This window comes from Microbacterium sp. SW12 (genome assembly GCF_055391095.1).
The window spans coordinates 1,527,362-1,552,704 of record NZ_AP024335.1; the positions used below are offsets into that span (position 1 = coordinate 1,527,362).

The 25,343-nt window shown below is 66.2% G+C and carries 22 protein-coding genes and 1 pseudogene; 4 read left to right on the forward strand and 19 right to left on the reverse strand.

Annotated features, from left to right (window positions below):
- Nucleotide 1: 1 nt before the first annotated feature.
- From MICSW_RS07710 to MICSW_RS07740, 7 genes are all read right to left on the reverse strand, one after another.
- Complete coding sequence (locus tag MICSW_RS07710; RefSeq protein ID WP_228178750.1) at nucleotides 2–841, reverse strand: shikimate dehydrogenase family protein; 840 nt, start codon at nucleotides 839–841, stop codon at nucleotides 2–4.
- Nucleotide 842: 1 nt separating this feature from the next.
- Nucleotides 843–2,129, reverse strand: coding sequence for an endolytic transglycosylase MltG (mltG, locus tag MICSW_RS07715; protein ID WP_228178751.1), 1,287 nt, complete (start codon nucleotides 2,127–2,129; stop codon nucleotides 843–845).
- Between the two features lie 379 nt (nucleotides 2,130–2,508).
- Nucleotides 2,509–2,982 (reverse strand): Holliday junction resolvase RuvX, encoded by a 474-nt coding sequence (gene ruvX, locus MICSW_RS07720; protein WP_228178752.1) that lies wholly within the window; start codon nucleotides 2,980–2,982, stop codon nucleotides 2,509–2,511.
- The gene (gene alaS, locus MICSW_RS07725) at nucleotides 2,979–5,639 is read right to left on the reverse strand and encodes an alanine--tRNA ligase (RefSeq protein ID WP_228178754.1); all 2,661 of its coding nucleotides are present in this window, start codon (nucleotides 5,637–5,639) and stop codon (nucleotides 2,979–2,981) included. The genes ruvX and alaS overlap by 4 nt, the downstream gene beginning before the upstream one ends.
- A gap of 63 nt (nucleotides 5,640–5,702) precedes the next feature.
- A complete protein-coding gene (locus MICSW_RS07730; protein WP_228178755.1) occupies nucleotides 5,703–5,999 on the reverse strand; it encodes an ATPase in 297 nt (98 codons plus the stop codon).
- Nucleotides 6,000–6,160: 161 nt separating this feature from the next.
- A complete protein-coding gene (gene rpsD / locus MICSW_RS07735) occupies nucleotides 6,161–6,790 on the reverse strand; it encodes a 30S ribosomal protein S4 (RefSeq protein ID WP_228178756.1) in 630 nt (209 codons plus the stop codon).
- A 158-nt stretch (nucleotides 6,791–6,948) separates the two neighbouring features.
- Complete coding sequence (locus MICSW_RS07740; protein WP_228178758.1) at nucleotides 6,949–8,313, reverse strand: replication-associated recombination protein A; 1,365 nt, start codon at nucleotides 8,311–8,313, stop codon at nucleotides 6,949–6,951.
- A 124-nt stretch (nucleotides 8,314–8,437) separates the two neighbouring features.
- Here MICSW_RS07740 and MICSW_RS07745 point away from each other — a divergent pair, with 124 nt between their 5' ends.
- Both MICSW_RS07745 and MICSW_RS07750 read left to right on the forward strand, forming a co-directional pair.
- Nucleotides 8,438–9,694 (forward strand): DUF349 domain-containing protein, encoded by a 1,257-nt coding sequence (locus MICSW_RS07745; RefSeq protein ID WP_228178760.1) that lies wholly within the window; start codon nucleotides 8,438–8,440, stop codon nucleotides 9,692–9,694.
- A 67-nt stretch (nucleotides 9,695–9,761) separates the two neighbouring features.
- A complete protein-coding gene (locus tag MICSW_RS07750; RefSeq protein ID WP_228178761.1) occupies nucleotides 9,762–10,310 on the forward strand; it encodes a type IV toxin-antitoxin system AbiEi family antitoxin in 549 nt (182 codons plus the stop codon).
- Here MICSW_RS07750 and MICSW_RS07755 read toward each other — a convergent pair.
- From MICSW_RS07755 to pdxS, 10 genes and pseudogenes are all read right to left on the reverse strand, one after another.
- Nucleotides 10,297–12,564 (reverse strand): RelA/SpoT family protein, encoded by a 2,268-nt coding sequence (locus MICSW_RS07755; protein WP_292726675.1) that lies wholly within the window; start codon nucleotides 12,562–12,564, stop codon nucleotides 10,297–10,299. The two genes, MICSW_RS07750 and MICSW_RS07755, sit on opposite strands and share 14 nt — an antisense overlap.
- 52 nt (nucleotides 12,565–12,616) lie before the next feature.
- Nucleotides 12,617–13,606 carry a protein translocase subunit SecF gene (gene secF, locus MICSW_RS07760; protein WP_228178765.1) on the reverse strand — a complete coding sequence of 330 codons (990 nt, stop codon included), beginning with the start codon at nucleotides 13,604–13,606 and terminating at the stop codon, nucleotides 12,617–12,619.
- Nucleotides 13,606–15,327, reverse strand: coding sequence for a protein translocase subunit SecD (gene secD, locus MICSW_RS07765; protein ID WP_228178769.1), 1,722 nt, complete (start codon nucleotides 15,325–15,327; stop codon nucleotides 13,606–13,608). Before secD ends, secF begins: the two co-directional genes overlap by 1 nt.
- A gap of 20 nt (nucleotides 15,328–15,347) precedes the next feature.
- Entirely contained in the window at nucleotides 15,348–15,800 is a 453-nt protein-coding gene (locus tag MICSW_RS07770) for a preprotein translocase subunit YajC (RefSeq protein WP_228178770.1), read from the reverse strand.
- Between the two features lie 67 nt (nucleotides 15,801–15,867).
- A pseudogene (gene ruvB, locus MICSW_RS07775) lies at nucleotides 15,868–16,889 on the reverse strand (Holliday junction branch migration DNA helicase RuvB).
- Nucleotides 16,882–17,493: a Holliday junction branch migration protein RuvA gene (gene ruvA, locus MICSW_RS07780; protein WP_292726684.1), complete on the reverse strand. Its 612-nt coding sequence runs from the start codon at nucleotides 17,491–17,493 to the stop codon at nucleotides 16,882–16,884. Before ruvA ends, ruvB begins: the two are co-directional and overlap by 8 nt.
- A gap of 78 nt (nucleotides 17,494–17,571) precedes the next feature.
- Complete coding sequence (gene ruvC / locus MICSW_RS07785) at nucleotides 17,572–18,135, reverse strand: crossover junction endodeoxyribonuclease RuvC (protein ID WP_228178773.1); 564 nt, start codon at nucleotides 18,133–18,135, stop codon at nucleotides 17,572–17,574.
- Between the two features lie 46 nt (nucleotides 18,136–18,181).
- Nucleotides 18,182–18,940 carry a YebC/PmpR family DNA-binding transcriptional regulator gene (locus tag MICSW_RS07790; RefSeq protein ID WP_228178775.1) on the reverse strand — a complete coding sequence of 253 codons (759 nt, stop codon included), beginning with the start codon at nucleotides 18,938–18,940 and terminating at the stop codon, nucleotides 18,182–18,184.
- Nucleotides 18,941–18,976: 36 nt separating this feature from the next.
- Entirely contained in the window at nucleotides 18,977–19,579 is a 603-nt protein-coding gene (gene pdxT / locus MICSW_RS07795; RefSeq protein ID WP_292726722.1) for a pyridoxal 5'-phosphate synthase glutaminase subunit PdxT, read from the reverse strand.
- Nucleotides 19,573–20,463: a pyridoxal 5'-phosphate synthase lyase subunit PdxS gene (gene pdxS, locus MICSW_RS07800; protein WP_414683112.1), complete on the reverse strand. Its 891-nt coding sequence runs from the start codon at nucleotides 20,461–20,463 to the stop codon at nucleotides 19,573–19,575. Before pdxS ends, pdxT begins: the two co-directional genes overlap by 7 nt.
- 63 nt (nucleotides 20,464–20,526) lie before the next feature.
- Here pdxS and MICSW_RS07805 point away from each other — a divergent pair, with 63 nt between their 5' ends.
- Together MICSW_RS07805 and pdxY are read left to right on the forward strand one after the other, a co-directional pair.
- Nucleotides 20,527–21,882: an aminotransferase class I/II-fold pyridoxal phosphate-dependent enzyme gene (locus MICSW_RS07805; protein WP_464495024.1), complete on the forward strand. Its 1,356-nt coding sequence runs from the start codon at nucleotides 20,527–20,529 to the stop codon at nucleotides 21,880–21,882.
- Nucleotides 21,879–22,730 carry a pyridoxal kinase PdxY gene (gene pdxY, locus MICSW_RS07810; RefSeq protein WP_292726691.1) on the forward strand — a complete coding sequence of 284 codons (852 nt, stop codon included), beginning with the start codon at nucleotides 21,879–21,881 and terminating at the stop codon, nucleotides 22,728–22,730. Before MICSW_RS07805 ends, pdxY begins: the two co-directional genes overlap by 4 nt.
- A gap of 9 nt (nucleotides 22,731–22,739) precedes the next feature.
- Here the strand turns inward: pdxY and MICSW_RS07815 are convergent, their stop codons facing one another.
- Both MICSW_RS07815 and thrS read right to left on the reverse strand, forming a co-directional pair.
- A complete protein-coding gene (locus MICSW_RS07815) occupies nucleotides 22,740–23,297 on the reverse strand; it encodes an HIT family protein (protein WP_292726693.1) in 558 nt (185 codons plus the stop codon).
- On the reverse strand, nucleotides 23,294–25,303 hold the full coding sequence (thrS, locus tag MICSW_RS07820) for a threonine--tRNA ligase (RefSeq protein WP_292733664.1): 2,010 nt from the start codon (nucleotides 25,301–25,303) through the stop codon (nucleotides 23,294–23,296). Before thrS ends, MICSW_RS07815 begins: the two co-directional genes overlap by 4 nt.
- Between the last annotated feature and the right edge of the window lie 40 nt (nucleotides 25,304–25,343).

Here is a 25,343-nt window from a genome sequence, read left to right on the forward strand (position 1 = left end):
TCTAGTCTCCCACGAGGCTCGCGCGCATCGCGCCGACGACAGCCGACTCGTCGCGAAGCGGAACCGCTGGATCTCCTCCGACGAAGATCCGCACCTGCAGTACCGCCTGGTGCAGCAGCATCGCTTCGCCCGTATAGATGTCACGGCCGGCGCGCAACCAGGCTGCCTGAAGTGATGTCATCCCCTGCCCATAGACCACGTCGAACAACGGCCCGCCGCCGGAGGCAAGCGCGTCGGCGTCGGCCTCGGGCACCACCGCACCGCCCGGCAGTGCCGCAATCGTCAGATCGACCGGTACGGGCTCTGGTCGCGTGAGCGGGACCCCGTGAACGGACAGGCCCAGCCGTTCGCCGATCTCGCTGAGCGCGGCGACAGCTTCGGGCCGGCGCGCTGCAACCTCGATCTGGTCCGCACCGAGCTCGGCGACAGCCACGAGCGCGGATGTCGCTGTGGCGCCTGCCCCGACGATCCGGACGTGGCGCAGCTCGGCGATCCCGCAGTCAGCGAGGGCACTGACTATTCCGCCGACGTCAGTGTTGAAGCCGGAGGGCCCAGCGCCGGTCAACAGCAGCGTGTTTACTGCTCCCGTGAGCTCCGCGCGCGCGTCGCGGGTCACGGATGCCGCGAAAGCTGCTTCCTTCAGCGGGTAGGTGACCGATAAGCCTCGAAAGGTGTCGTCGAGCGAGGCCAGTTCTGTGGCGAACCCCACCGCCGTGACCCGGCGGCATCCGTAGGACCAGTCCAGGTCGAGTACGCGGTACGCGGCGGCGTGTAACTGGGGCGACCGGCTGTGCTCGATCGGGTCGCCCCAAACCTCCAGACGCGGAGGACGATCCGTCACCTCAACATCCGGCGTCGGGGTTATCCGTGCACCACTGGCGCCACTGCTCGACGGCGGCGAGGTGGTCATCGTAGTTGGTCGTGAAGACCGTCTCACCGGTATTGAGGTTCACCGTGACGAAGTACAGCCAGGGGCCATCCTCGGGGTGCATGGCCGCGTCGATCGCGAGGTCTCCGGGGTTGGCGATGGGGCCAACCGGTAGCCCGTCGATGACGTAGGTGTTCCACGGATTGTCGTCGGTCAGAGCCTCGCCAGAAGAACTCACGGTCCCATCGTGCAGTTCGCCGTAGCCGTACTGGGCAGTCGAGTCCATCTGCAGCTTCATGCCCTGATCGAGCCGGTTCTGGATGACGCGCGAGACCTTGTAGAAGTCGGCTTCAAAACGGGCTTCGCGCTGGATGATCGAGGCGATTGTGAGGATGCGCTCCCGATCATCGACAGGCACGCCTGCGGTATCCAAGGACTGGACCGCGCGGTCGACGAGGGTCTGAATCACCTGCTGCGCTGTCACGCCCGGGTCGAACGTGTAGGTAGCCGGGAAGAGCCAGCCCTCCAGCGGCTGCCCGCCCGCGGCAACGACAGCCTCGTTGACGGGAACGCCGAAGACACTGGGGTCGGCCACTGCGGCTTGGAAGTCTTCAAGCGGAATCGCCAGGCTCTCCGAGAGGATCTGGATCGACTGGTCGACCGTGAGTCCCTCGCGTAGCTGCGCAGTGTTCTCCATCCTGTTGGCCGGGTCGAGAATCGCCTCGAGTGCGGCAGCTGAGGTCATCTGCTGCTGCAGACGGAACACCCCGGGTACAAACGGCGGATTCAAGTCTTCGGCGACGAGGTAGTCATAGAACGCGTCAGGCGTCTTCGTTACCCCGGCCTCGTAGAGCTTCGGTGAGATCGAGGCGCCGGTATCGCCCGAGACGATCGTGAGGAACGCCTCACCGGTGGCCATCCCCTCCTCGTACTCCTGCGGCTCCTCCCAGCCCAACACCTCGCGGATCTTGTCCTCGTAGTTCGACCACACCCACCAACCACCGGCCGCAGCACCGCCGAAGAGCACGAGCACGATGATGAGGGCGATCCATCCACCGCGACGGCGGCGACGGCGTTCTGCGGGCGGAGGGGTCATGCCGATGTCATCCGTGGTGCGCTCTCCCGTGAAGAGGTCATCGAGGGTGCCGGCCGAGGCCGGCGCGGAACGATCCGCACGAGGGACGGATGTCGAGGTCGAGGTGAGAGTCTGGGTTGAGGCTGGCGGAGCTGCGACCGCGGCCCAGAAGAGCTCAGGTGGCACATCGTCGCTATTCGAGCCAGAGCCGGTCGCGCTCCTCGGCTGCGCGGGGAGCTGAGAAACCGACCCGGAGCTGCCGCTCGCGGCCGAGGCGCGCGCTTCGCGGGCTGCGCGTCGCGACGGCGGAGGTTGCGTGGGTAATCCCTCGGAATCGGGTACCGATGCTGGCTTTTCGCCCTGCGAGGGCGACGTCGGCTGACCGCTGCCCTGGTCCTGTGCGTGGTCTTCCGCCGCGGTGTCAGCGGGGTCGCCTTCGGTGTTCGCGGAAGATGACGGTTCTGACGATGAGGCTGCGCCTGCGGTGGGTCGCGAACGGCCGTCCGGGAGCTTCCCGAAAAGATCGGCGAACGGATCGTCGAACGGTGACGAATCGTCGGGCATGTCAGGCGGGCTCCTCGGCGGGGGGTAGTAGCGCACCCGGTGGGCGGCCGGTGCTCTTCTCGATGTCCAACGCCTGCTGCAAGAGCACGACGGCGGCAACCTGATCCACAATCGTACGAGAAGATCGGGTGTTTCTGCCGGACGCGCGTAGTGCGCTGTGCGCCGAGACCGTGCTGAGGCGCTCATCCAGCATCCGGATCGGAACGCCGATTCGCTCTCTCAGCTCGTGGGCGAAGGACTCTGCATCCTCGGTTGAGGCTGTGCGCTCTCCGCGGAGATTGATCGGTAGCCCCACGATGACTTCGAGCGGACTGACCTCGCGCACGAGGTCTATCAGGCGGCCGATCGTGCCGTCGCCGCGCGCAACCGTCTCAGTCGGCGTCGCGAGCATCCCGTCCGGATCGCACTGGGCGACCCCCACGCGGGCCTTGCCGACGTCGACGGCGAGACGGATGCCGCGGCGAAATCCGCTCACGGTCGGGGCAGCCCCGCCACGACATCATCAAGGGCCCGCGCCAGCGCGCTCACGTCGCTACCACCGCCCTGGGCAAGATCATCGCGTCCCCCGCCACCGCCGCCAAGTGTTGTCGCCGCAGCTTTCGCGAGGGGACCTGCCTTCACCCCGAGCGAGCGAGCCGCTTCCGTCGTCGCAACGATGACGACCGGTCGGTCGTCGACCTCGCCTCCGAGAGCCACCACCGCAGCGTCGGAACCGAGTCGCTCACGAACCTTCAGTGCGACGGCACGTACGTCGTCAGCCGAGCCCGCGCGTCCGAGGTTAGCAGCGACCACGGACAGAGCACCCACACGACGAGCTCCGGCAACGAGATCCGGAACCTGCTCACTCAGAGCCTTCGCCTGCAGCGACGCGATCTTCTTCTCGGCTGCCTTGAGGTTCGCGGTCAGCTCAGCGATGCGCGCCGGCAGCTGATCCCGGGGAGTCTTCAGCGACGAGGTCAGCTGTGAGACGATCGCCCGTTCGGCAGCGAGCTCACGGAAGGCGTCCGCCCCGACGAGCGCCTCGACGCGGCGATTGGCAGCGCCGACCGATGACTCGCCGATCAGGTTGATGAGGCCCACCTCGGAGCTGGTCGCGACGTGGGTGCCACCGCACAGCTCACGAGACCACGGACCTCCGATGTCGACCATCCGCACGGTGTCGCCGTACTTCTCTCCGAACAAAGCCATTGCTCCGAGCTCTTTGGCTTCGTCGAGGGCAAGTACGCGGGTGGTCACCTGGAGGTTGTCCCGCACGGCGTTGTTCGCGATCTCCTCGATCTCGGATTTGGTCTCGGGCGACAGGGCCTGTGTCCACGCGAAGTCGAAACGCAGGTAGCCCGCGCGGTTCAGCGATCCCGACTGCGTGGCAGACGAGCCGAGCGTGTCGCGGAGGGCGGCATGGACGAGGTGTGTCGCCGAGTGCGCCTGTGCTGCCGCACGACGATTGGCGGCATCCACGATCGTCGTCGCGGCAAGGCCCACAGCTACTTCTCCGCTGGTCACCTCCACGGTGTGACTCACCAGGCCCGGTACCGGCTTCTGCACATCGATGACGTCGAGCTGATAGCCCGGACCGACGATGATGCCCTTGTCGGCGACCTGACCGCCCGACTCGGCGTACAGCGCGGTCTCGGCGACGATGACCTCGGCTACCTGACCGGTGGTCGCGCGATCGACCGAGACCCCATCCACGAGCACGCCCAGGATGCGGGACTCGGTTTCAAGATCCGTGTATCCCGTGAACGTCGTCTCGCCGAGGGCGCGGAACTCGCGGTACACGGAATGATCGGCGATAGCGCGCTTGCGGGACTTCGCGTCGGCCTTCGCCCGCTGGCGCTGCTCCTGCATGAGCGAATCGAAAGCGGCCCGATCCACCGAGAGGCCTGCCTCTTCGGCGATCTCGAGGGTCAAGTCGATCGGAAAGCCGTAGGTGTCGTGCAACAGGAAAGCCTCGGAGCCCGGGATCTCGGCCTTACCCGCGCTCTTGGTCTCGGCTACGGCGAGATCCAGAATCGTCGAGCCCGCTGCAAGCGTGCGCAGGAACGTCTCTTCCTCGGCGACGGCTGCGGACTCGAGCCGGTCGTACTCGGTGGCGAGAGTCGGATACGCGGGGGCCATGGCATCCCGTGACGCCGCGAACAGTTCGCGGAACGTCGGCGCGTCGACGCCGAGCAGTCGCATCGCACGGATCGTGCGCCGCATGAGGCGGCGAAGGATATAACCACGGCCCTCGTTCGAAGGGCGGACACCGTCCGAGAGCAGCATCAGCGAAGACCGCACGTGATCCGCGACGACGCGGAATCGCACGTCATCCTCGTGGACTGCACCGTAGGTGCGGCCCGACAGCGCGACGGCGAGATCGAGCACAGGACGCACCTGGTCGGTCTCGTACATGTTGTCGACGCCCTGTTTGATGAACGCGACGCGCTCCAGGCCCATGCCGGTGTCGATGTTCTTCTGCGGGAGATCCCCCACCACATCGAAGTCGACCTTGGACCGAACGTTCGTGATCGCGTACTGCATGAACACGAGGTTCCAGATCTCGGTGAAACGGCTGTCATCGACTGCCGGGCCCCCGTCGGGACCGTAGGCCGGTCCGCGGTCGAAGTAGATCTCCGAGCAGGGACCCGCAGGGCCAGGCTGACCGGTCGACCAATAGTTGTCTTCCTTGCCGAATCGCTGGATGCGCTCCTCAGGGAGTCCTGCGATCCGCTTCCAGAGGCCGGCTGCTTCGTCATCGTCCTCGTACACGGTGACCCACAGGTCCCGCTCGGCAAAGCCGAGACCACCGGCCGACTCGGGCGAGGTCAGCAACTCCCAGGCATATTCGATGGCGCCTGCCTTGAAGTAGTCGCCGAACGACCAGTTGCCGAGCATCTGGAAGAACGTGCCGTGGCGTGCGGTCTTGCCGACCTCTTCGATGTCGTTGGTGCGAATGCACTTCTGCACGTCAGCGGCGCGCGGATACGGTGCGGGAACGACGCCCGTCAGGTACGGAATGAACGGCACCATGCCCGCGACGGTGAACAGCAGCGACGGGTCGTCGGTGACAAGCGACGCACTCGGGACGATGACGTGATCGTTCTTCTCGAAGTAGTCGAGGTAGCGCTGCGCGATCTCAGCGGTCTTCATCGGGTTTCCTTTGCACAGGTGAACTGCACCGCCCGCGCGGGGCGATGCGAACACGCATGGAGATCAGTCAGTCAGCTTCTTGGCTGCGTCTTTTGCCGCGTCAGCGACGTCGCCCGCAGTATCCGTCACGGCGTCGGCCACAGTATCGACCGTCGACGATGCCGAGTCCACGGCGTCCTCGACGATTCCGACAATGCGAGCTTCCTGCTCGCGGTAGGCATCCGCGATGCGGTCGGTGAACTGCGAGATACGAGCATCCACCTCGGCGAGCAGTTCGTGTCCCCGTGGGTCTTTGTTGACGTAATGGGCGGCGACGAAACCCCCGGCAAGTCCCAGTGCGAACCACAGCAGGTTTTTCATGCGCTCACTCCCTTTCCGCGACGGCGGCTCATCCCATCGTAGGCGAGAACGGCGAAGGGCGCCGGGTCACCCCGACGCCCTTCGCGAACGTGCTTCTGCGGACTGCTTAGCGCGCCGCGTAACGGTGTTGTTGGCCGCTTCGCGGCTGTACTACGCGCCGCTTAGCGCGCCGCGTAGTACTCAACGACGAGCTGAACGTCACAGACCACGGGCACCTCGGCGCGCTTGGGGCGACGCACGAGACGGGCGTGGAGCTTGTCGAGCTCGACCTCGAGGTAGCCCGGAACCGGGGGCAGAACCTCGGCGTGTCCGCCGGCCGCGGCGACCTGGAACGGCTCGAGGCCTTCGCTCTTCTCCTTGACGTGGATGAGCTGGCCGGGTGCGACGCGGAACGAGGGGCGGTCCACGGTCTTGCCGTCGACGAGGATGTGGCGGTGCACCACGAGCTGACGAGCCTGCGCGGTCGTGCGGGCGAAGCCGGCACGAAGAACCAGCGCGTCCAGGCGCATCTCGAGCTGCTCGACGAGGTTCTCACCGGTCAGGCCGTCCTTGCGGCGGGCCTCGTTGAACGCGATGCGCAGCTGCTTCTCGCGGATGCCGTACTGCTCGCGCAGACGCTGCTTCTCGCGCAGGCGGACGGCGTAGTCGCTGTCGGCCTTGCGCTTGGTGCGGCCGTGCTCGCCCGGTGCATAGGGACGCTTCTCGAGGTAGCGAGCTGCCTTGGGGGTAAGTGCGACGCCGAGGGCGCGCGACATGCGCACCTTGCGGCGGTCCTGGGACTTCGTAGGCACGAAGGATTCCTTCCGATGACATGGCCGCGACTCTCGCGACTCATGGACGTATCCCGCACTCCCGCTTCGGTTCGCACGTCGCAGCGCACCGAAAGGTGATCTCGAGTGAGGGGATATCCGAAAACTCGGTTTCGAACCGAACTAGTCTACCAGAGCTCTCAGTCCCCGCCGGAAGCGGCACCCGAGCCGGGCTCTTCCGGCCTGCCGAGGATGCGGCGGATTCGGCTCCACCGTGCCGCAATCTCCCGTTCTGCGCCACGGGAGGTCGGGCGATAGTAGCTGCGGTCGCGCAGCGCATCGGGAAGGTACTGTTGCGCGACCACGCCGCGCTCATCGTCATGCGGGTAGCGGTAACCCTTCCCGTGTCCGAGCCGCGCGGCTCCCGGGTAGTGCGCGTCCCGCAGGTGCGGCGGGACTCTGCCGCCACCGCCCTGGCGCACGTCGGCGATCGCGGCATCGATCGCCAGATACGCGGCGTTCGATTTGGCCGTGGTCGCGAGGTACACCGTCGCCTCAGCAAGCGGAATACGTCCCTCGGGGAAGCCGATCAGTTGAACCGCGTCGGCTGCCGCAACCGCGAGCGGGAGGGCCTGCGGATCTGCGAGACCAATGTCCTCGGCGGCCGAGATGATCAGACGACGTGCGATAAAGCGGGGGTCCTCCCCCGCCTCGATCATGCGCGCAAGATAGTGCAGCGCGGCATCCGGATCCGACCCGCGGATCGACTTGATGAACGCGCTGATGACGTCGTAGTGCTCGTCGCCCTGACGGTCATATCGAAGGAGCGCCCGGTCCACCGCCTGCGCGACGTGCTCGGCGGTGATCGTGCCGGCTGCCCCGTCGGCTTCCGGTTCGGCGAGGGACGCCGCTGCCTCCAGGGCGGTAAGGGCGCGGCGGGCGTCACCGGAAGCGAGCCGCACGAGTGCAGCGCGTGCTTCGTCGGTCAGGGCCACGGCACCGGCAAGTCCGCGCGCATCCGACACCGCCCGGTCGATGAGTTCGGCGAGATCGGCATCCGTCAGCGGCTGCAGCGTCAGCAGCAGCGACCTGGACAGCAACGGCGAGATGACCGAGAACGACGGATTCTCCGTGGTTGCGGCGATCAGGACGACCCAACCGTTCTCGACGCCAGCCAGCAACGCGTCCTGTTGCGCTTTGGTGAATCGGTGGATCTCGTCGAGGAAGAGGATCGTGGAGGTTCCGTACAGGTCGCGCTGCGTCAGAGCGTCCTGCATCACCTCGCGCACATCCTTGACTCCGGCGGTGACAGCCGACAGCTCGACGAAGCGGCGACCGGATGAGCGCGCGACAGCCTGGGCGAGAGTGGTCTTGCCGGTCCCCGGCGGACCCCAAAGGATGACGGATGTCGCCGCTCGCGCGCCACCATCGGGATCCGCGAGCACGACAAGCGGCGCACCCGGCCGCAGCAGGTGCTGCTGTCCGGCGACCTCGTCGAGGGACGTGGGTCTCATCCGCACCGGCAGCGGGGTTTGCCCGGAGAAGAGCCCCGCCGTGTTCGCCATGGGATCCAGGCTAGCCGCGCACGACGACATCGCCGCCGCATCCGAGCCTGGCCGCGGAGGCGCTCCGTATTAGGCTTAAGCGTCCATCCCCCGCAGGCGGCTTCGCCGCATTGAGGTGCCTTCCGTGTCAGACACAGCTTCGTCCTCCACCCCCGTCGAACAGCCCTGGGGCCGCGTCGATGACGACGGCACGGTTTCGGTTCGCGAAGGCGACCAGTGGCGCGTCGTCGGTCAATACCCTGACGGCACCGCTGAAGAGGCTCTGGCCTACTACGAGCGGAAATTCTCTGATCTCGCCTCCGAGGTCACACTCCTGGAAGTTCGCCACCGCCGCGGTGGTGCCAGCGCCGCGGACCTGCGTGCGACAGCTGCGACCCTCAGCGGGAAGATCTCGGGAGCGTCAGCTGTCGGCGACCTCGCAGCGCTGAGCGCCCGGGTCGAGGCTCTCACCGCGTCGCTGACCGAAGCGAGCGCCGCCGAGGCCGCTCAGGCTCGGGAGGCCGTGGATGCCGCGATTGCCGAGCGGACACGGCTCGTCGAGCAGGCCGAAGCGATCGCCGCGCGCGACCCCAAGACCGTGCAGTGGAAGACGGCCTCGGCCGAGATGAGCTCGCTGTTCGACCAGTGGCAGTCTCACCAGCAGAACGGTCCGCACCTTCCCAAGTCGATCTCGCAGTCGCTGTGGAAGAGATTCCGAGACGCGCGGGCAACTGTCGACAAGCACCGCCGCGAGTTCTATGCCGAGCTCGATGAGGCGCACAAGGCAGTTCGTGAGCGTAAGAACCGTCTGGTTGAGCGCGCAGAGGCGCTCGCGCCGCGCGGCGAAGACGGCATCGGCGCCTACCGTGACCTGCTGAACGAGTGGAAAGCTGCGGGCCGCGCCGGCAAGAAGGTCGACGACGCACTATGGGCTCGGTTCAAAGCTGCCGGGGACGCGCTCTATTCGGCACGGGCGGGTCGTGAGGCTGCGGAGGTCGAGGCATCGAAAGAGAAGATCGACGCCAAGCGGGAACTCCTCGAGCGGGCACGCCCGATTCTCGACATGTCAGACCTTGCCGCTGCGCGCAGCGCCCTCACCGCGATTCAGCGGTCGTGGGATGACATCGGTCGCATCTTTCCGCGCGATCAGGAGCGTGCCCTCGATGATGAGCTGCGCAAGATCGAAGTGTCGGTCCGTGCGCGCGAGGACGCCGAGTGGACGCGGAACAATCCCGAGACCACGGCACGTGCCAACGACATGACCCGCCAGCTGTATGACGCGATCACCAAGCTCGAGGCGGAGCTTGCCGAGGCCACCGCACGTAAGGACCAGCGGGCGATCAAGCAGGCAAGCGAGGCTCTCGAGGCCCGGCGCGCCTGGCTCCGCGCGGTCGAGGGCTGACCGGGACTTCTCCACAGACTGACAACAGCGCACCGGCGAGTGAGTCGACCGGAGGCAGACTGCGGGGATGACCTCGCCGTTTCTGTACTTCGTCGATGAGCGACTCTCGCTGGCGGAGCTGTCTGCCGCACGCCTCGACGGGCACCTCATCGAGATCGACGCCGCCTATATGCCGGCAGACACCGTGGAAACGCCCAGCGCGCGGGCAGCGTCTCTGGGGCCCTTGCTTCGCGATCTCATGGCGGCGACTCACCTCTCGGCAGCATGGGTGCACGGTGTCATCAGTGAGCCGCCCTCCCGGCATACCGTGCAGCGAGCGGTGCCGCATCGCATCCACGGCGTCATCCATCGCCGACTCCACTATCGAGACCCGTACCTGCCCGCCAGCGACCTCTACCGGATCGGCGGGGTGCTGGTCACGTCTCCGGCGCGGACGGTCGCCGACCTTGCTCGCGTGGGTGACGCCGACCACCGGACAGCTCTCGACGGCTTTGCGCGAGACCCCGCGACGATCCGGGCAGGCATCGACTGGCTAGAGCACGCCGGCACCGTTCCGCACAAGGTGCGAGCCCTCGACCTGTTGCGTTCCCGCAGCGCTGAACCTACGAGGACGTGACCCGGTAGACGTCGTAGACGGCATCGATGCGGCGGACCGCATTGAGGACGCGGTCAAGGTGGACGATGTCGCCCATCTCGAACACGAAGCGGCTAATCGCCAGACGGTCGTTCGTGGTGGATACGGATGCAGAGAGGATGTTCACGTGGTGTTCGCTGAGTACGCGAGTCACGTCACTGAGCAGCCCTGAACGGTCGAGGGCTTCGACTTGGATCTGCACCAGGAACACACTCTTGGTCGTCGGGGCCCACTCCACATCGATGAGGCGTTCGGGGTCCGAGCGCAGCGATGCCACGTTCGTGCAGTCAGCTCGGTGCACGGAGACACCGCTTCCCCGCGTCACGAACCCGAGGATCTCGTCGCCGGGCACCGGCGTGCAGCACTTCGCGAGCTTGACGAGGATGTCGGGTGCACCGCGCACGAGAACGCCCGAGTCACCGGCGCGCGGCTGACGCGAGCGCCCGACGTGCGGGAGGTCGATCGGCCCCGTGGCCGTGTCGTTCGATGCGCTGACGAGCGCCGTGACCTTCTCGATGACCGACTGCGTCGAGACATGGCCTTCGCCGACAGCCGCGTACAGTGCTGATACGCCTTCGTAACGCAGTCCGTCAGCCACTTCGCTGAGCGTGTCCTGGTTCATCAGTCGCTGCAGCGGCAGGTTCTGGCGTCGCATCGCGCGCGCGATCGACTCCTTGCCCTGTTCGATTGCCTCTTCGCGCCGCTCCTTCGTGAACCATCCCCGGATCTTGCTGCGAGCTCTGGTGCTCTTGACAAAGCTCAGCCAGTCCTGGCTTGGCCCGGCATCCGGGTTCTTCGAGGTGAACACCTCGACGACGTCCCCGCTCTTGAGCTCGGACTCGAGGGGAACGAGCCGCCCGTTGACTTTCGCGCCCATCGTGCGGTGACCGACTTCGGTGTGCACTGCGTAGGCGAAGTCGACCGGCGTCGCGCCCGCCGGAAGTCCGATCACGCGCCCCTTGGGGGTGAAGACGTAAACCTCTTTCGCGCCGATCTCAAAGCGCAGCGAATCGAGGAACTCTCCCGGGTCGGCGGTTTCTGCCTGCCAATCCGAAATCCGCGCGAGCCACGCGAGATCTGCGTCGACGGCTTTGTCGTCGATCTTCCCGCCGGCCATCCGCTCCTTGTACTTCCAGTGGGCTGCCACACCGTACTCGGCCTGCTGGTGCATCTCGTGGGTGCGAATCTGGATCTCGACGGTGCGACCCTCCGGTCCGATCACCGTCGTGTGAAGCGACTGGTAGAGGTTGAACTTCGGGGTGGCGATGTAGTCCTTGAACCGCCCGGGCAACGGCGTCCACCGGGCATGAATCGCACCCAGCACGGCGTAGCAGTCCCGCACCGACGCGACCAGAATGCGGATGCCGATGAGGTCGTAGATGTCGTCGAACTCGCGACCCCGCACCACCATCTTCTGATAGACGGAGTACAGCTGCTTCGGGCGACCGAGTACGCGCCCGCGGATACGCAACTCGCGCAGATCGGTGTCGACGGCGTCGATGACGTTCTGCAGGTACTTATCGCGCTGCGGGGTGCGCTGCTTGACCAGGCTCTCGATCTCGGCGTAGAGCTTCGGATGCAGAACAGCGAACGACAGGTCCTCGAGCTCGGACTTGATGGTCTGGATACCGAGGCGATGCGCGAGTGGTGCGTAGATCTCGAGCGTCTCGGTGGCCTTCTTGCGGGCCTTCTCGGGAGGGACGAAGCCCCACGTCCGTGCGTTGTGCAACCGGTCAGCGAGTTTGATGAGCAGGACACGGATGTCGCGCGACATCGCGACGATCATCTTGCGTACGGTTTCTGCCTGCGCGCTCTCGCCGTACTTGACCTTGTCGAGCTTGGTCACCCCGTCGACGAGCATCGCCACCTCGTCGCCGAACTCCGCGGCGAGGGCATCGAGCGAGTAACCGGTGTCTTCGACGGTGTCGTGCAGAAGGGCGGCCGCCACAGCCTTGGGGCCAAGGCCCAGATCGGCGAGGATTTGGGCCACAGCCAGCGGATGCGTGATGTAGGGCTCGCCGCTCTGACGCTTCTGTCCCGAATGGGCGCGATCGGCGATCGCGTAGGCGCGCTCGATGATCGCCAGATCACCCTTGGGATGGTGCGTGCGGACGGTGCGCAAGAGCTTCTCGACATCGTCGCGACGTGCGGCACGCGAGAAGATGCGCGGCACGAGCCTCAGCAACGACGAGGACCCTGGAGGCACGCTCTGGGCGGGCGGGACTGTCTCGGTCACCCGGTAGCCCTCCCTTCGCTGGAGCCCATATCCTACGCTGCGCTAGGGGCGATCAGGCCGAAGCTACCGCCTGTTCGCGGGCGGCGAGGACCCGCTCATCGCGCTGACGGATGGCCGGCTCGCCCTCACGGAACAGCGAGAACAGCGGCGCCGCGACGAACAGCGTCGAATAGGCCGCAACGATGATTCCCACGAAGATCGACAGTGAGATGTCGCTCAGCGTCTCGGCTCCGAGCCAGAACGCCCCGATGAACAGGATCGCGCCGACCGGCAGGATCGCCACGACTGTCGTGTTGATCGAGCGGACCAGCGTCTGGTTCACTGCCAGGTTCACCGACTCGCCGAAGGTGCGGCCCGATATCTCGCCGTCTTCCGAGGTGTTCTCCCGGATCTTGTCGAACACGACTGTCGTGTCATAGAGCGAATACGCGAGAATCGTGAGGAACCCGATCACTGCGGCAGGCGATATCTCGAAACCGAACAGCGCATAGATCCCCACCGTGATCACCAGCACGTCGACGAGGCCGATGATTGCTGCCGCAGACATCTTCCAGGTGCGGAAGTACAGCGCGAGGATGATGAAGGTCAGCGCGAGGAAGATGGCCAGACCCCAGAGCGACTGGCGCGTGACGTCCTGTCCCCAGCTCGGGCCGATGAACGACGTGGTCACCTCGCTCGCGTCGACGCTGTACGCCTCGGCGAGTGCTGCAGCGACATCGCGCGTCTCGGCATCCGTCATCTGATCGGTCTGGACGCGGATCGTGTCGGCACCGACTGTCGCGACCTTCGTCGTCGCGCCCGGCACGACCGACTGCACTGCTTCGGTGGCGATGAGCTGGTCGGTGCTGGTGGCACCCGAAACGGTGAACTGGGAGCCCCCGGTGAATTCGATCGAGAACTGAATCGGCCTGATGAAAGGCACAAGTGCCGAACCGATGACGAGGATCGCGGCGATGATGAACCACAGCCGCCGCTTGCCGACGAAGGGGAAGGACGTCTTCCCGCTGTACAGGTCGTTTCCGAGCTGGTTGAGGGAGCGCATCAGGGGGTGTCCTCTCCCTCGGTGGTCTGGCTAGAGCCGGACGTGCGGGACTCGGCAAGCTTGCGCTCGGCGATCGTCTGGCGGCGCGCGGCCTCACCTTTGGAGCGAGACGCCCGCTTCTCGGCGGCTGTCTTTGGCGCCACGACCGGCGCGCGGAACTGTGCCCGCCCGCGGTAGACGGCGCCCAGGGCGTCGGGATCGAGGCCCGAAAGCGGGTGGCCGGATGAGAAGAATCTCGTGCGGGCCAGCAGCTGCATCACGGGGTGCGTGAAGATGATGAAGATCAAAACGTCGATCGCGGTCGTGAGGCCGAGGGTGAAGGCGAAACCCTTCACCGTTGCGTCGGCCAGGATGTAGAGCACGACCGCCGCGAGAATGTTGATCGACTTCGAGATGTAGATCGTGCGCTTCGCTCGCGACCAACCGTCTTCGACGGCGCCGGTGATCGACTTGCCGTCGCGCAATTCGTCTCTAATGCGTTCGAAGTACACGATGAACGAGTCAGCGGTGAACCCGATCGACACGATCAGACCCGCGACACCGGCGAGCGAGAGCCGGAAGCCCATGCGCCAGCCAAGGATCAGCAGCATCACGTACGTGAGCACCGCCATCACGACGAGGGAGGCGATGATCACGAACCCGAGGGCGCGGTAGACGATGAGCGAGTAGATGGCGACCAGGGCCAGGCCGATAAGGCCCGCGATCAACCCGATCTGCAGCTGCTGGGACCCGAGGGTTGCCGAGATCGTGTCAGAGCTCACGACGACGAAGCTCAGCGGTAGCGCACCGTACTTCAGCTGGTCGGCAAGGACCTTTGCGGACTCCTGCGTGAAGCTGCCGCTGATGCTCGGGCGTCCGTCGAGGATCTGCGCATTCATCGACGGAGCGGTCAGGACGTAGCCGTCGAGGACGAAGGCGAACTGGTCGAGCGGCGGCGTCGCTCCGAAGAGCCGCTGGCTGATCTGCCCGAAGGTCTCAGTCCCGGACTCGTTGAACTGCAGGTTCACGACCCATCGACCGGAAGTCTGCTCGAGTCCGCTCGTCGCGTCGACGATCGATGACCCGTCCAACTCCACCGGTCCGAGGATGTACTTGACCGTTCCCGATGCGTCACACGTGATGAGTGGCTCATCAGTGGGCGCGTTCGCGGGATCGTTGTCCGGGTTCGCACAGTCGTACGCAAGAAACTCCGCCTGCAATGCCGGCGTGATCCAGTTGGTGTCGCTCCCGCTGGTGGGCTCCACTGTCGGCGTCGACTCGAGGCTGGGGTCCGGCGTCGGATACGGGGTGGACTCGCCGTCCTCGCCGATGAACGACGTGGCAGGCGACCCCGTGTACAGCACAGCTCGCAGCTGCAGCTGCGCGGAGGCCTCGATCCTCTGCCGGGTCTGCTCGTCTGCCTCGCCCGGGATCTGCACGACGATGTTCTTGCCACCCTCTGTGGTGACCTCAGCTTCGCCGACACCCGAGGCGTCGACACGCTGGCGGATGATCGTGACAGCCTGATTCATCTGCTCGGCCGACGGGTCAGCACCGTCCGCGGTCTGCGCTTCGAGAATGATCTGGGTGCCGCCCTGCAGGTCCAGGGCGAGCTCCGGTGCCCATGAACTTGCGTTGAACACATAGACGCCCAGGGCGTTGATACCGAACAGAACCGCCGTGATTGTCAGCAGACCGGTGAGGGCCCGCCAGGCACGGCGAACAGGAGTGGATGCAGCCACGGGATGCTTTCCAGAAAGGGTCAGGCGTTGGGCTTGGTGTCGCCGTCGCGCCCGTCGGCGTCGGTCTCGGCGGCCGGCTCCGCGTCCGTGGTCACAGCATCCGAGGACTCGCCGTCGTGGGTCTCGTGATAGTTGTCGACGATGTCGTCGAAACCGTCGTCGGTTTCGTCCTCAACCTCGTCAGCGGGCGTGATGATCCGCAGAATCGCCTGGCTGTGGACCTTGATGTCGACGCCGGGCGCGATCTCGACAACCGCAGGCTGGTCGAGATTGTCGGGGTCGAACTCGACGATGGTGCCGTACAGGCCGCCCTGCAGCAGCACCTCGGCGCCGGGAACGGTCTGGCGCGCCTTCTGTGCCTGCTCCTCGCGCTGCTTCTTCATGCGGCGGCTGGAGTTCCAGAACATGAACACCAGGAGGGCGCCCAGCAGGATGAGCAGGCCGTAGTTGAGGAAGAAGTCCTGGAAGTTCATGAAGAAGGGCGCCTTTCGGGTGCGGCCGCGCAGACGTCGGGCCGCGTGGGGTCAAAGCCTCCAGGAATTATAGGTCATCGAATCTCAGCGTCTGATCGGCATGACGTACACCGAGGTGCGCGTAGGCGTCAGGAGTCGCAACGCGGCCGCGGGGGTGCGGCCCATGAAGCCGATGCGCACGAGGTAGGGCTCGATCACAGACTCGATCGTGTCGGCTTCCTCGCCGACGGTCACGGCGAGAGTGTTGAGTCCGACGGGACCGCCATGGAACCGGCGCACGAGCGCCTCCAGGACGGCGCGATCAAGTCGGTCAAGGCCAATCGCGTCAACGTCGTACAGGTCGAGGGCGGCGTCTACGGATGCCGCAGAGGCGCTGCCACCGTGGACGACGACGTAGTCGCGGACCCGCCGTAGCAGCCGGTTCGCGATGCGCGGTGTCCCTCGTGAGCGCCGGGCGATCTCGGCGCGAGACTCGGCTGGCAGCGGAACGTCCAGCATCCGCGCCGATCGCTCGAGGACCCGCTCCAGTTCTTCGGGCTCGTAATACTCCAGGTGCGCTGTGAAGCCGAACCGATCTCGCAGCGGATTCGGGAGCAGGCCCGCGCGCGTCGTGGCGCCCACGAGCGTGAACGGGGCCAGATCGAGAGGGATGCTCGTGGCACCGGCGCCTTTGCCGACCATGATGTCGATCCGAAAATCCTCCATGGCGAGGTAGAGCATCTCTTCGGCAGAGCGAGCCATGCGATGGATTTCATCGATGAAGAGCACTTCACCGGGAGTCAAGCTCGAGAGCAGAGCCGCGAGATCGCCGGCGTGCTGGATCGCCGGTCCACTCGACATCCGCAGCGGCCGTTCGCTCTCGTGAGCGACGATCATGGCGAGCGTCGTCTTGCCCAAGCCTGGTGGACCGGCCAGCAGGATGTGATCGGCGGGTCGCTCCTGAAGGCGTGCTGCGTCGAGCAGGAGCTGAAGCTGTCCCCTGACCTTCGTCTGCCCCACGAACTCAGCGAGGGACGACGGCCGCAACGCTCCCTCGATCGCGAGCTCCGACTCATCCTTCGAGGGCGCGGGGTCGGTGAGGTCATCCACGGGTCGTCTCCTTGCGTGCGGGCCCGAGCTCTGCCAGCGCTCGGCGCAGCAGATCCTGCACTGACGCCTCGGAGGCGGCATCCTCGATGACGCTCGCTGCCACCTCGGCGGCGTGGCGCTCGGGCCATCCGAGCCCGGTCAACGCGGCTGTCACCGCGTCAGCTCGGCTGTCAGATCCGGATGCCGCGCGCGACGCCGCAGCGGGGGCTATGACCTTCCCCGTCAAGTGCAGCACGATCAGCTTTGCCGTCTTCGGGCCGATTCCCGATACCCGACGGAAGGGCGCGTCGTCTTCGGCGGCGACAGCGGTGGCGATCTGATCGACCGACATCGCGCTGAGCACTCCCAGTGCGGACTTCGGGCCGACGCCGGTGACTCCGACCAGCAGCAGAAACGTCGTCAGCTCGTCGCGGGTCTCGAAGCCCACGAGGCTCAGTGCGTCCTCTCGGACGATCAACGATGTGTGCAGGAACAGCGGTTCACCGACTCGCGCCGCGCGGGCGACGTCGGGCGTCACGGCGACGTTGAGTCCCACTCCCCCGACTTCGATCACCACCGAGTCCAGGTCGGCGTAGCCGACGACGCCCCGCACTGACGAAATCATCGTGCTCCTTCCGTTCGGCGCGGCCCGCGCCTCAGAGCAGGCTATGCGGCGAATCGGACATTTGTTCGAGCGACACGCTCAGACCCGAGCGCGCCGCTCGGCATCCCGCCAGGCCTGCTGCGCCTTGGTCAGCGAGCCGCCGGTCGCCGCGCGCGCCTGAGGAGCGCCGCGCCACGCATGACACAGAGCGAGCGCCAGGGCGTCGGCGGCGTCTGCAGGCTGCGGGAGGACATCCAGCCGCAGGATGCGCGCCACCATCGTCTGCACTTGGCGTTTGTCGGCGCTGCCGTACCCGGTGATCGCGGCCTTGACCTCGGTCGGGGTGTGCGTAGCCGCCGGAAGACCCCGCTCGCCCGCGAGCATCAACGCGATACCGCTGGCCTGCGCAGTACCCATGACCGTGCTCCGATTGTGCTGGGCGAACACGCGCTCCACCGCAACGACATCGGGCCGATGCGAATCCAGGATCTCGCGGATGCCGGACGCGATGCCGGCGAGCCTCAGCTCGATGGCGAGGTCGGCATCCGTCCGGATCACGCCGACATGGACAAGTGCCGCAGAGCGGTCGGCAGCGACATCCACGACACCCACGCCGCAGCGGGTGAGGCCGGGATCGATTCCGAGCACGCGAACAGTCGCCACCCGGTAACGCTAGGCGCGACGAGCGGCGGTGCCCAGAAGGCGCGCCCTACTCGTCGTTCTCGAGCTCGGCCTGGACCTCGGCCGACAGGTCGAAGTTGCTGTAGACGTTCTGGACGTCGTCGCTGTCTTCGAGAGCGTCGATGATCCGGAAAACCTTGCGTGCAGTGTCGGCGTCGACCTCGACCTTGAGCGAGGGAACGAACTCGACATCCGCCGACTCGTAGTCAAGGCCCGCCTCCTGCAGCGCCGAACGCACGGCGACGAGGTCGGATGCCTCGGTGATGACTTCGAATCCCTGAGCGTGCGGCTCGATCTCCTCGGCCCCTGCCTCGAGTGCCGCCATCATGACGTCGTCTTCTGTGGTGCCCTCACCCGAGACGACGATGACTCCCTTGCGGTGGAAGTTGTAGGCGACTGACCCGGGGTCTGCCAGCGTTCCTCCGTTGCGCGAGAGCGCTGTGCGCACTTCGGCTGCCGCGCGGTTCTTGTTGTCGGTCAGACACTCGATCATGAGGGCCACGCCGCTCGGTCCGTAGCCTTCGTAGAGGATCGTCTGGTATTCGACGGCGTCGCCCGAGATGCCTGCACCGCGCTTGATTGCGCGGTCGATGTTGTCATTGGGAACCGAGGTCTTCTTCGCCTTCTGCACGGCGTCGTACAGCGTGGGGTTACCAGCGAGATCGGCACCGCCGAGCTTGGCTGCGACTTCGATGTTCTTGATGAGTTTGGCGAACGACTTGGCACGACGCGCGTCGATGACGGCCTTCTTGTGCTTGGTCGTCGCCCACTTGGAGTGGCCGGACATGCGCTCGATTCTATCGGCCGCGTGAAGCGTGCTCCGTCAGGCTGCCGAGCGCACGGCGCGCAGAAACAACTCGTGGAACCGCGTCTCGCCGGTCACCTCGGGGTGGAACGAGGTTCCGAGCAGGGCACCCTGGCGGACGGCGACCACACGGTCGTCGTCGAGGGATGCCACGACCTCGGCTCGCTCCCCGACCTGCTCGACCAGCGGCGCACGGATGAAGACCGCGTGCACCGCTGGCTCGCCGAAGACTGGCACATCGATGTCAGTTTCGAACGAGTCGACCTGGCTTCCGAACGCGTTGCGGCGCACGATGACGTCCAGGCCACCAAATGTCTGCTGACCATCGATGCCATCGATGATGTCGTCGGCCAAGAGGATCAGGCCGGCGCACGTGCCGTACATCGGCATCCCGGCCTCTCGCGCCGCGATGATCGGCTCACGCATCCCGAAGGCTCGGGACAACTTGTCGATCACGCTGGACTCGCCGCCGGGGAGGACCAGCCCGTCGACAGCGGCGAGTTCCTCGGGTCGGCGCACGACGGAAACCTCGACGTCGAGGCCGCGCAGCACCGCCACATGCTCGCGCACATCGCCCTGGAGGGCGAGCACACCGACATGCGGACGGGTAGTGCTCACCAGCCCCGCTCGGCGAGGCGATGGGGTGCCGGAAGGTCGGCGACGTTGATGCCGACCATCGCTTCGCCGAGGCCCCGGGACACGTCCGCGATGACCTTCGCGTCGTCATGGAAGGTCGTCGCCTTCACGATCGCCGCCGCGCGCTCCGCCGGATTCCCGGACTTGAAGATGCCCGATCCGACGAAGACGCCGTCGGCCCCGAGCTGCATCATCATCGCGGCATCCGCGGGCGTAGCAACGCCCCCAGCGACGAAGAGCACGACCGGCAGCGTTCCGGTCTCAGCGATCTCGGCGACGAGCTCGTACGGAGCCTGAAGTTCCTTGGCGGCGACGTACAGCTCATCCTTGGAGAGCGCACCGAGTGCGGCGATCTCGCCCTTGATCTTGCGGATGTGCTTCATGGCCTCAGAGACGTCACCGGTGCCGGCTTCGCCCTTCGAGCGGATCATCGCGGCGCCCTCGTTGATACGGCGCAGAGCCTCACCGAGGTTCGTGGCACCGCACACGAAAGGCACCGTGAAACCCCACTTGTCGATGTGGTTGACGTAGTCGGCGGGCGAGAGTACCTCGGATTCGTCGATGTAATCCACGCCGAGCTCCTGCAGCACCTGAGCTTCGACGAAGTGCCCGATCCGCGCCTTGGCCATGACCGGGATCGACACCGCCTCGATGATGCCGTCGATCATGTCGGGGTCGCTCATGCGCGACACGCCGCCCTGCGCGCGGATGTCAGCGGGCACCCGCTCCAGGGCCATCACCGCGACGGCGCCCGCGTCCTCGGCGACCTTCGCCTGGTCGGGGGTGACGACGTCCATGATGACGCCGCCCTTGAGCATTTCGGCGAGCCCGCGCTTGACGCGAGACGAACCGGTGGTGGATGCGGACACGAGGATCCCTTCGTCTTGACCTATGCCAAAACCTAGCATGTCCCACCGCTTAGACTCGTCGGGATGACTGCCCTCGATGCGCACCCGGCCATCGCCGGCTCGACGGCGACCGACATCGCGGAGAGCGTTCGGGGCCTCGTCGAACGCGGCGTGCTCGCTCCCGGTGACGCGCTCCCCCCGGTCCGCGCCCTGGCCGAGCGTTTGGGCGTGAATCGCAATACTGTCGTCGCTGCCTATCGCCATCTCGCCCAGGCGGGAACTGTCGTGACACGGGGCAGGGGCGGGACCCTCATTGCCGGATCGCCCCGGATGCCGCAGGAGGGCTTTGCTTCCGGAACGGTTCTGCGCGACCTCGGCACCGGAAATCCGGATGCCGCACTCATCCCCGATCCAACCCGCCTGCTCTCGCGCGTCACTGGCCGACCCGTGCTCTACGGTGAGCCGGTCATCGACCGCGACTTCGAGGCGTGGGCGAACGCGTGGATGCGCGAGGCGATGGTCGATCAGCCCGAGCTGCGGTTGACGATCACCGGCGGCGCGTCAGACGCGATCGAGCGCCTGCTCGGACAGTCCCTCGCCCGTGAGGATGCCGTCGCCGTCGAAGACCCCTGCTTCCTGTCGACGATGAACATCCTGCGTTTGGGCGGCTACCGGGCGGTGCCGGTTCCTGTCGACGACGAAGGAATGACTGTCGCCGGCCTCCGTGCGGCCCTGGATGCCGGGGTGCGTGCCATCGTGAGCACCCCCCGCGCCCAGAATCCCACCGGCGCCAGCCTGTCAGCAGCGCGGGCAGCCGCGTTGCGCGCCGAGCTCGCCGCGCACCCGTATGTTCTCGTCGTGGAGGACGACCACTTCTCCCTCCTCTCCGAGCGCCCCTTCCACACGATCGTCGGACCCGATCACGAACGCTGGGCTCTCATCCGGTCGGTGTCGAAATTCCTCGGCCCCGACATGTGCCTGGCGGTCACCGCGTCGGACCCCGAAACGGCGGCACGTCTCGCGCTGCGCCTGAGCCCGGGAACGACGTGGGTGAGCCATCTGCTTCAGCGCCTTGCTCACGCGCTGCTCACCGACGATGCAGTCCGCGACGACATCCGTCGTGCGGGAGCCCACTACGCCGAACGCAACGCTGCAGTTGCGCAGCTGCTGCAGAATGCCGGTGTTCCGGCGCATGCGGCCGACGGCCTCAACCTGTGGGTGCCGCTCGGGGCCCCAGCTCGCGCTGTCGGCGAGCATCTCATGCGGCGCGGGTGGCTCGCGCGCTCCGGCGAAGAGTTCGTGCTCGCCGGGGAGGATGCCGCCCGGCACCTGCGCCTGACCGTTCACGACCTCACCGATGCCGAGGCGACACGCCTGGCATCCGATCTGTCAGCCGCTATCGACGCGGCTCGTTCCACGAAAGCAGGCCAGCCCTCATGAAGATCCTTTCGATCCAGTCCGCCGTCGCCTACGGCCACGTCGGCAACTCGGCAGCGGTGTTTCCGCTGCAGCGCATCGGCGTCGAGGTCTTGCCGGTGTACACCGTGAACTTCTCCAACCACACCGGGTACGGCGCCTGGCGCGGACCGCTGATCTCGCCGGCGGACGTCGCGGAGGTGCTCACCGGCATCGAGGAGCGCGGAGTCTTTCCGCAGATCGACGCGGTGCTGTCGGGCTACCAGGGCTCCGAGGGCATCGGAGATGTGATCCTGGACGCCGTCGCCCGGGTCAAAGCCGCCAACCCGGCGGCGGTCTACGCCTGCGATCCGGTCATGGGTAATGCGAAGTCAGGATGCTTCGTTGCGCCGGCCATCCCGGTGCTGCTGCGCGAGCGTGTAGTTCCCGCTGCCGACATCATCACCCCGAACCAGTTCGAGCTCGGCTTCCTGACGGGCACCGAACCCGCCGATCTCGAATCCACGCTCGTCTCGGCGGATCTCGCCCGCGCCATGGGCCCGCGGACGGTCCTGGTCACCAGTGTCGAACGCCCTGACGCTCCCGAGGGCACGATCGAGATGCTCGCCGTCACCGACGACGGCGCATGGATCGTACAGACGCCGCGCATCCCGATGAAGGCGAACGGCTCCGGCGATGTGACTGCCGCGCTGTTCACCGCCCACTACGGGGCGACCGGTGACGCCGCGCTCGCCCTCGCACGGACGGTCTCAAGCGTGTTCGATCTGTTGCAGAACACGTACGGCTCGGGCGAGCGGGAACTGCAACTCATCGAATCGCAGGAGGTTTATGCCCACCCGCGGATGCAGTTCGAGGTCGCACGCGTTCGCTGACCTCTACGCTCAGTCGGCGGGCCAGGCTGCCGCGAGGGTCTCGCGCACGTCGCCCAGAAGCTGAGGCAGCGCCTTGGTGCGCGCGATGATCGGAAAGAAGTTCGCGTCCGAGGCCCATCGCGGAACAACGTGCTGGTGCAGGTGCTCGTCGACACCCGCACCGGCTACCGCACCCTGGTTCATCCCGATGTTGAAGCCGTCACAACGCGACACCGAGCGAAGTACGCGCATAGCTGTCTGCGTGAGCTCGGCGATCTCCTGGGTCTCCTCGGCCGTTGCCTGATCGTACGTCGCGACATGGCGGTACGGGCACACCAGCAGGTGACCGGAGTTGTACGGAAAGAGATTCAGCAGAACGTAGGCGCTCGTGCCGCGGTGGACGATCAGGCCGTCGGCATCCGGCTTTCCCGGTGCGGCGCAGAACGGGCAGGCGGCGCGCATCGCGTCGGCCCCGGCCTGGATGTACGCCATCCGGTGAGGTGTCCAGAGCCGCTGAAAGCCGTCGGGCACCCCGGCGAACTCGGACGACGGCACTCCCTCCGATCCGGATGCCGCGGCATCCGTCATGCCAGGTCCTCGGCGGTATCGACGAGCGTCTTGCTCTCGATGGCAGCCGCAATGCGCGCGACCGCCTCATCCAGCGGAATGCCGTTCGTCTGCGAGCCATCACGGAAACGGAATGAGACGGTTCCCGCGGAACGGTCCTGCTCCCCCGCGATGACCTGAAGCGGGACCTTCTGGGTCGTGTGCGTGCGGATCTTCTTCTGCATGCGGTCGTCGCTGCGATCGAGCTCCGCTCGGACGCCCGCGGAGCGGAGCCGGTCGATGAACGAACCGAGATAGGCGGCATATTCATCGGCGACGGGAATGCCGACGACCTGAACGGGGGCCAGCCATACCGGGAAGGCGCCTGCGTAGTGCTCGAGGAGGATCGCGAAGAACCGCTCGATCGAGCCGAACAACGCGCGGTGGATCATCACCGGCTGGTGCTTCGCGCCGTCGGGACCGGTGTACTCGAGTTCAAACCGCTCGGGCTGATTGAAATCAAGCTGGATCGTCGACATCTGCCAGGTGCGACCGATCGCATCGCGGGCCTGCACCGAGATCTTCGGTCCGTAGAACGCGGCGCCGCCCGGGTCGGGCACGAGCTCGAGGCCCGAGGCTTCGGCCACCTCGCGGAGGGTCTCGGTAGCTTCCGCCCACAAGGAGTCGTCACCGATGAACTTCGGGTTGCCTTCCTCTTTGGTGGACAGCTCGAGGTAGAAGTCCTGCAGACCGTAGTCGCGCAGCACCGAGAGCACGAAATCGAGGTTTCGCGTCAGCTCGTCGCGCACCTGATCGGCGGTCACGTAGATGTGGGCGTCATCCTGCGTCATCCCCCGCACGCGGGTGAGACCCGCAAGGGTTCCACTCTTCTCGTAGCGATAGACCGTGCCGAACTCTGCAAGTCGCAGCGGCAGTTCACGGTAGCTGCGGCCTCGCGACCGGAAGATCAGGTTGTGGAACGGGCAGTTCATCGGCTTGAGGTAGTACTCCTGCCCCTGCCGGGTGACGTGGCCTTCGGCATCCACGATCTCGTCAAGCTCCATCGGCGGGTACATCCCGTCGGCGTACCACTGGAGGTGGCCGCTGGCCATGAAGAGGTCGCCCTTGGTGATGTGGGGCGAGTTGACCATTTCGTAGTCGGCGGCGAGCAGGCGCTGACGCATGTACTGCTCGATCTCGTAGCGGATGATGCCACCCTTGGGATGGAAGACCGCCAGTCCCGGCCCGATCTCGTCCGGGAACGAGAAGAGGTCCAGTTCAGCGCCGAGCTTGCGGTGATCGCGCCGCGCAGCTTCTTCGAGACGGTGCTGGTAGGCGCGCAGCTCGTCTTTCGTCGGCCAAGCGGTGCCGTAGATGCGCTGCAACTGAGGGTTTTTCTCGCTGCCGCGCCAGTAGGCGCCGGCGATTCGGGTCAGATCCCAGCCGTTACCGATCATGCGAGTGCCCGGAACGTGCGGACCGCGGCAGAGGTCCTTCCAGACCGTCTCGCCATCGCGGGTCACGTTGTCGTAGATCGTCAGTTCCGCACCGCCGACCTCGACCGACGCACCCTCGGCGGCATCCGCTCCTCCACCCTTCAACCCGATGAGTTCGAGTTTGAACGGCTCGTCGGCAAGCTCCGCACGTGCTTCATCCTCGGTGACCACCCGTCGAGTGAAGCGCTGGCCCTCGCGGACAATGCGCTCCATCTCCTTCTTGATGGCTTTGAGGTCTTCGGGCGTGAACGGTTCCTCGACGCCGAAGTCGTAGTAGAAGCCGTCGGTGATCGGCGGTCCGATCCCGAGGTTCGCCTGCGGCCGGATCCGCTGCACCGCCTGGGCGAGCACATGCGCTGTCGAGTGTCGAAGGATGTCGAGCCCGTCGGCGCTGTCGATCGTCACGGGCTCCACCGTGTCCTCGGCGGTCACAACCGTCGCGAGATCCCGCAACGTGCCGTTGACCCGCAGGGCCACGACAGAGCGATCGGGGAAGAGGGCGAAACCGTCGGCGGGATAGGCCACGTCAGACGGGACGAGCGGTTGTGTCACAGCGAACTCCTGGGCGATGTCAGTCTCAAGGCTACCGAGC

What these genes read in the sequence shown, in the direction of transcription:
- alaS (WP_228178754.1), bottom strand. Translation starts at nt 5,639, where the DNA reads ATGAAGACCGCTGAGATCGCGCAGCGCTACCTCGACTACTTCGAGAAG.
- MICSW_RS07730 (WP_228178755.1), bottom strand. Translation starts at nt 5,999, where the DNA reads ATGAAAAACCTGCTGTGGTTCGCACTGGGACTTGCCGGGGGTTTCGTC.
- MICSW_RS07740 (WP_228178758.1), bottom strand. Translation starts at nt 8,313, where the DNA reads ATGGCGAACACGGCGGGGCTCTTCTCCGGGCAAACCCCGCTGCCGGTG.
- MICSW_RS07750 (WP_228178761.1), top strand. Translation starts at nt 9,762, where the DNA reads ATGACCTCGCCGTTTCTGTACTTCGTCGATGAGCGACTCTCGCTGGCG.
- secF (WP_228178765.1), bottom strand. Translation starts at nt 13,606, where the DNA reads ATGCGCTCCCTCAACCAGCTCGGAAACGACCTGTACAGCGGGAAGACG.
- MICSW_RS07770 (WP_228178770.1), bottom strand. Translation starts at nt 15,800, where the DNA reads ATGAACTTCCAGGACTTCTTCCTCAACTACGGCCTGCTCATCCTGCTG.
- ruvA (WP_292726684.1), bottom strand. Translation starts at nt 17,493, where the DNA reads ATGATTTCGTCAGTGCGGGGCGTCGTCGGCTACGCCGACCTGGACTCG.
- MICSW_RS07790 (WP_228178775.1), bottom strand. Translation starts at nt 18,940, where the DNA reads ATGTCCGGCCACTCCAAGTGGGCGACGACCAAGCACAAGAAGGCCGTC.
- MICSW_RS07805 (WP_464495024.1), top strand. Translation starts at nt 20,527, where the DNA reads ATGACTGCCCTCGATGCGCACCCGGCCATCGCCGGCTCGACGGCGACC.
- pdxY (WP_292726691.1), top strand. Translation starts at nt 21,879, where the DNA reads ATGAAGATCCTTTCGATCCAGTCCGCCGTCGCCTACGGCCACGTCGGC.
- MICSW_RS07815 (WP_292726693.1), bottom strand. Translation starts at nt 23,297, where the DNA reads ATGACGGATGCCGCGGCATCCGGATCGGAGGGAGTGCCGTCGTCCGAG.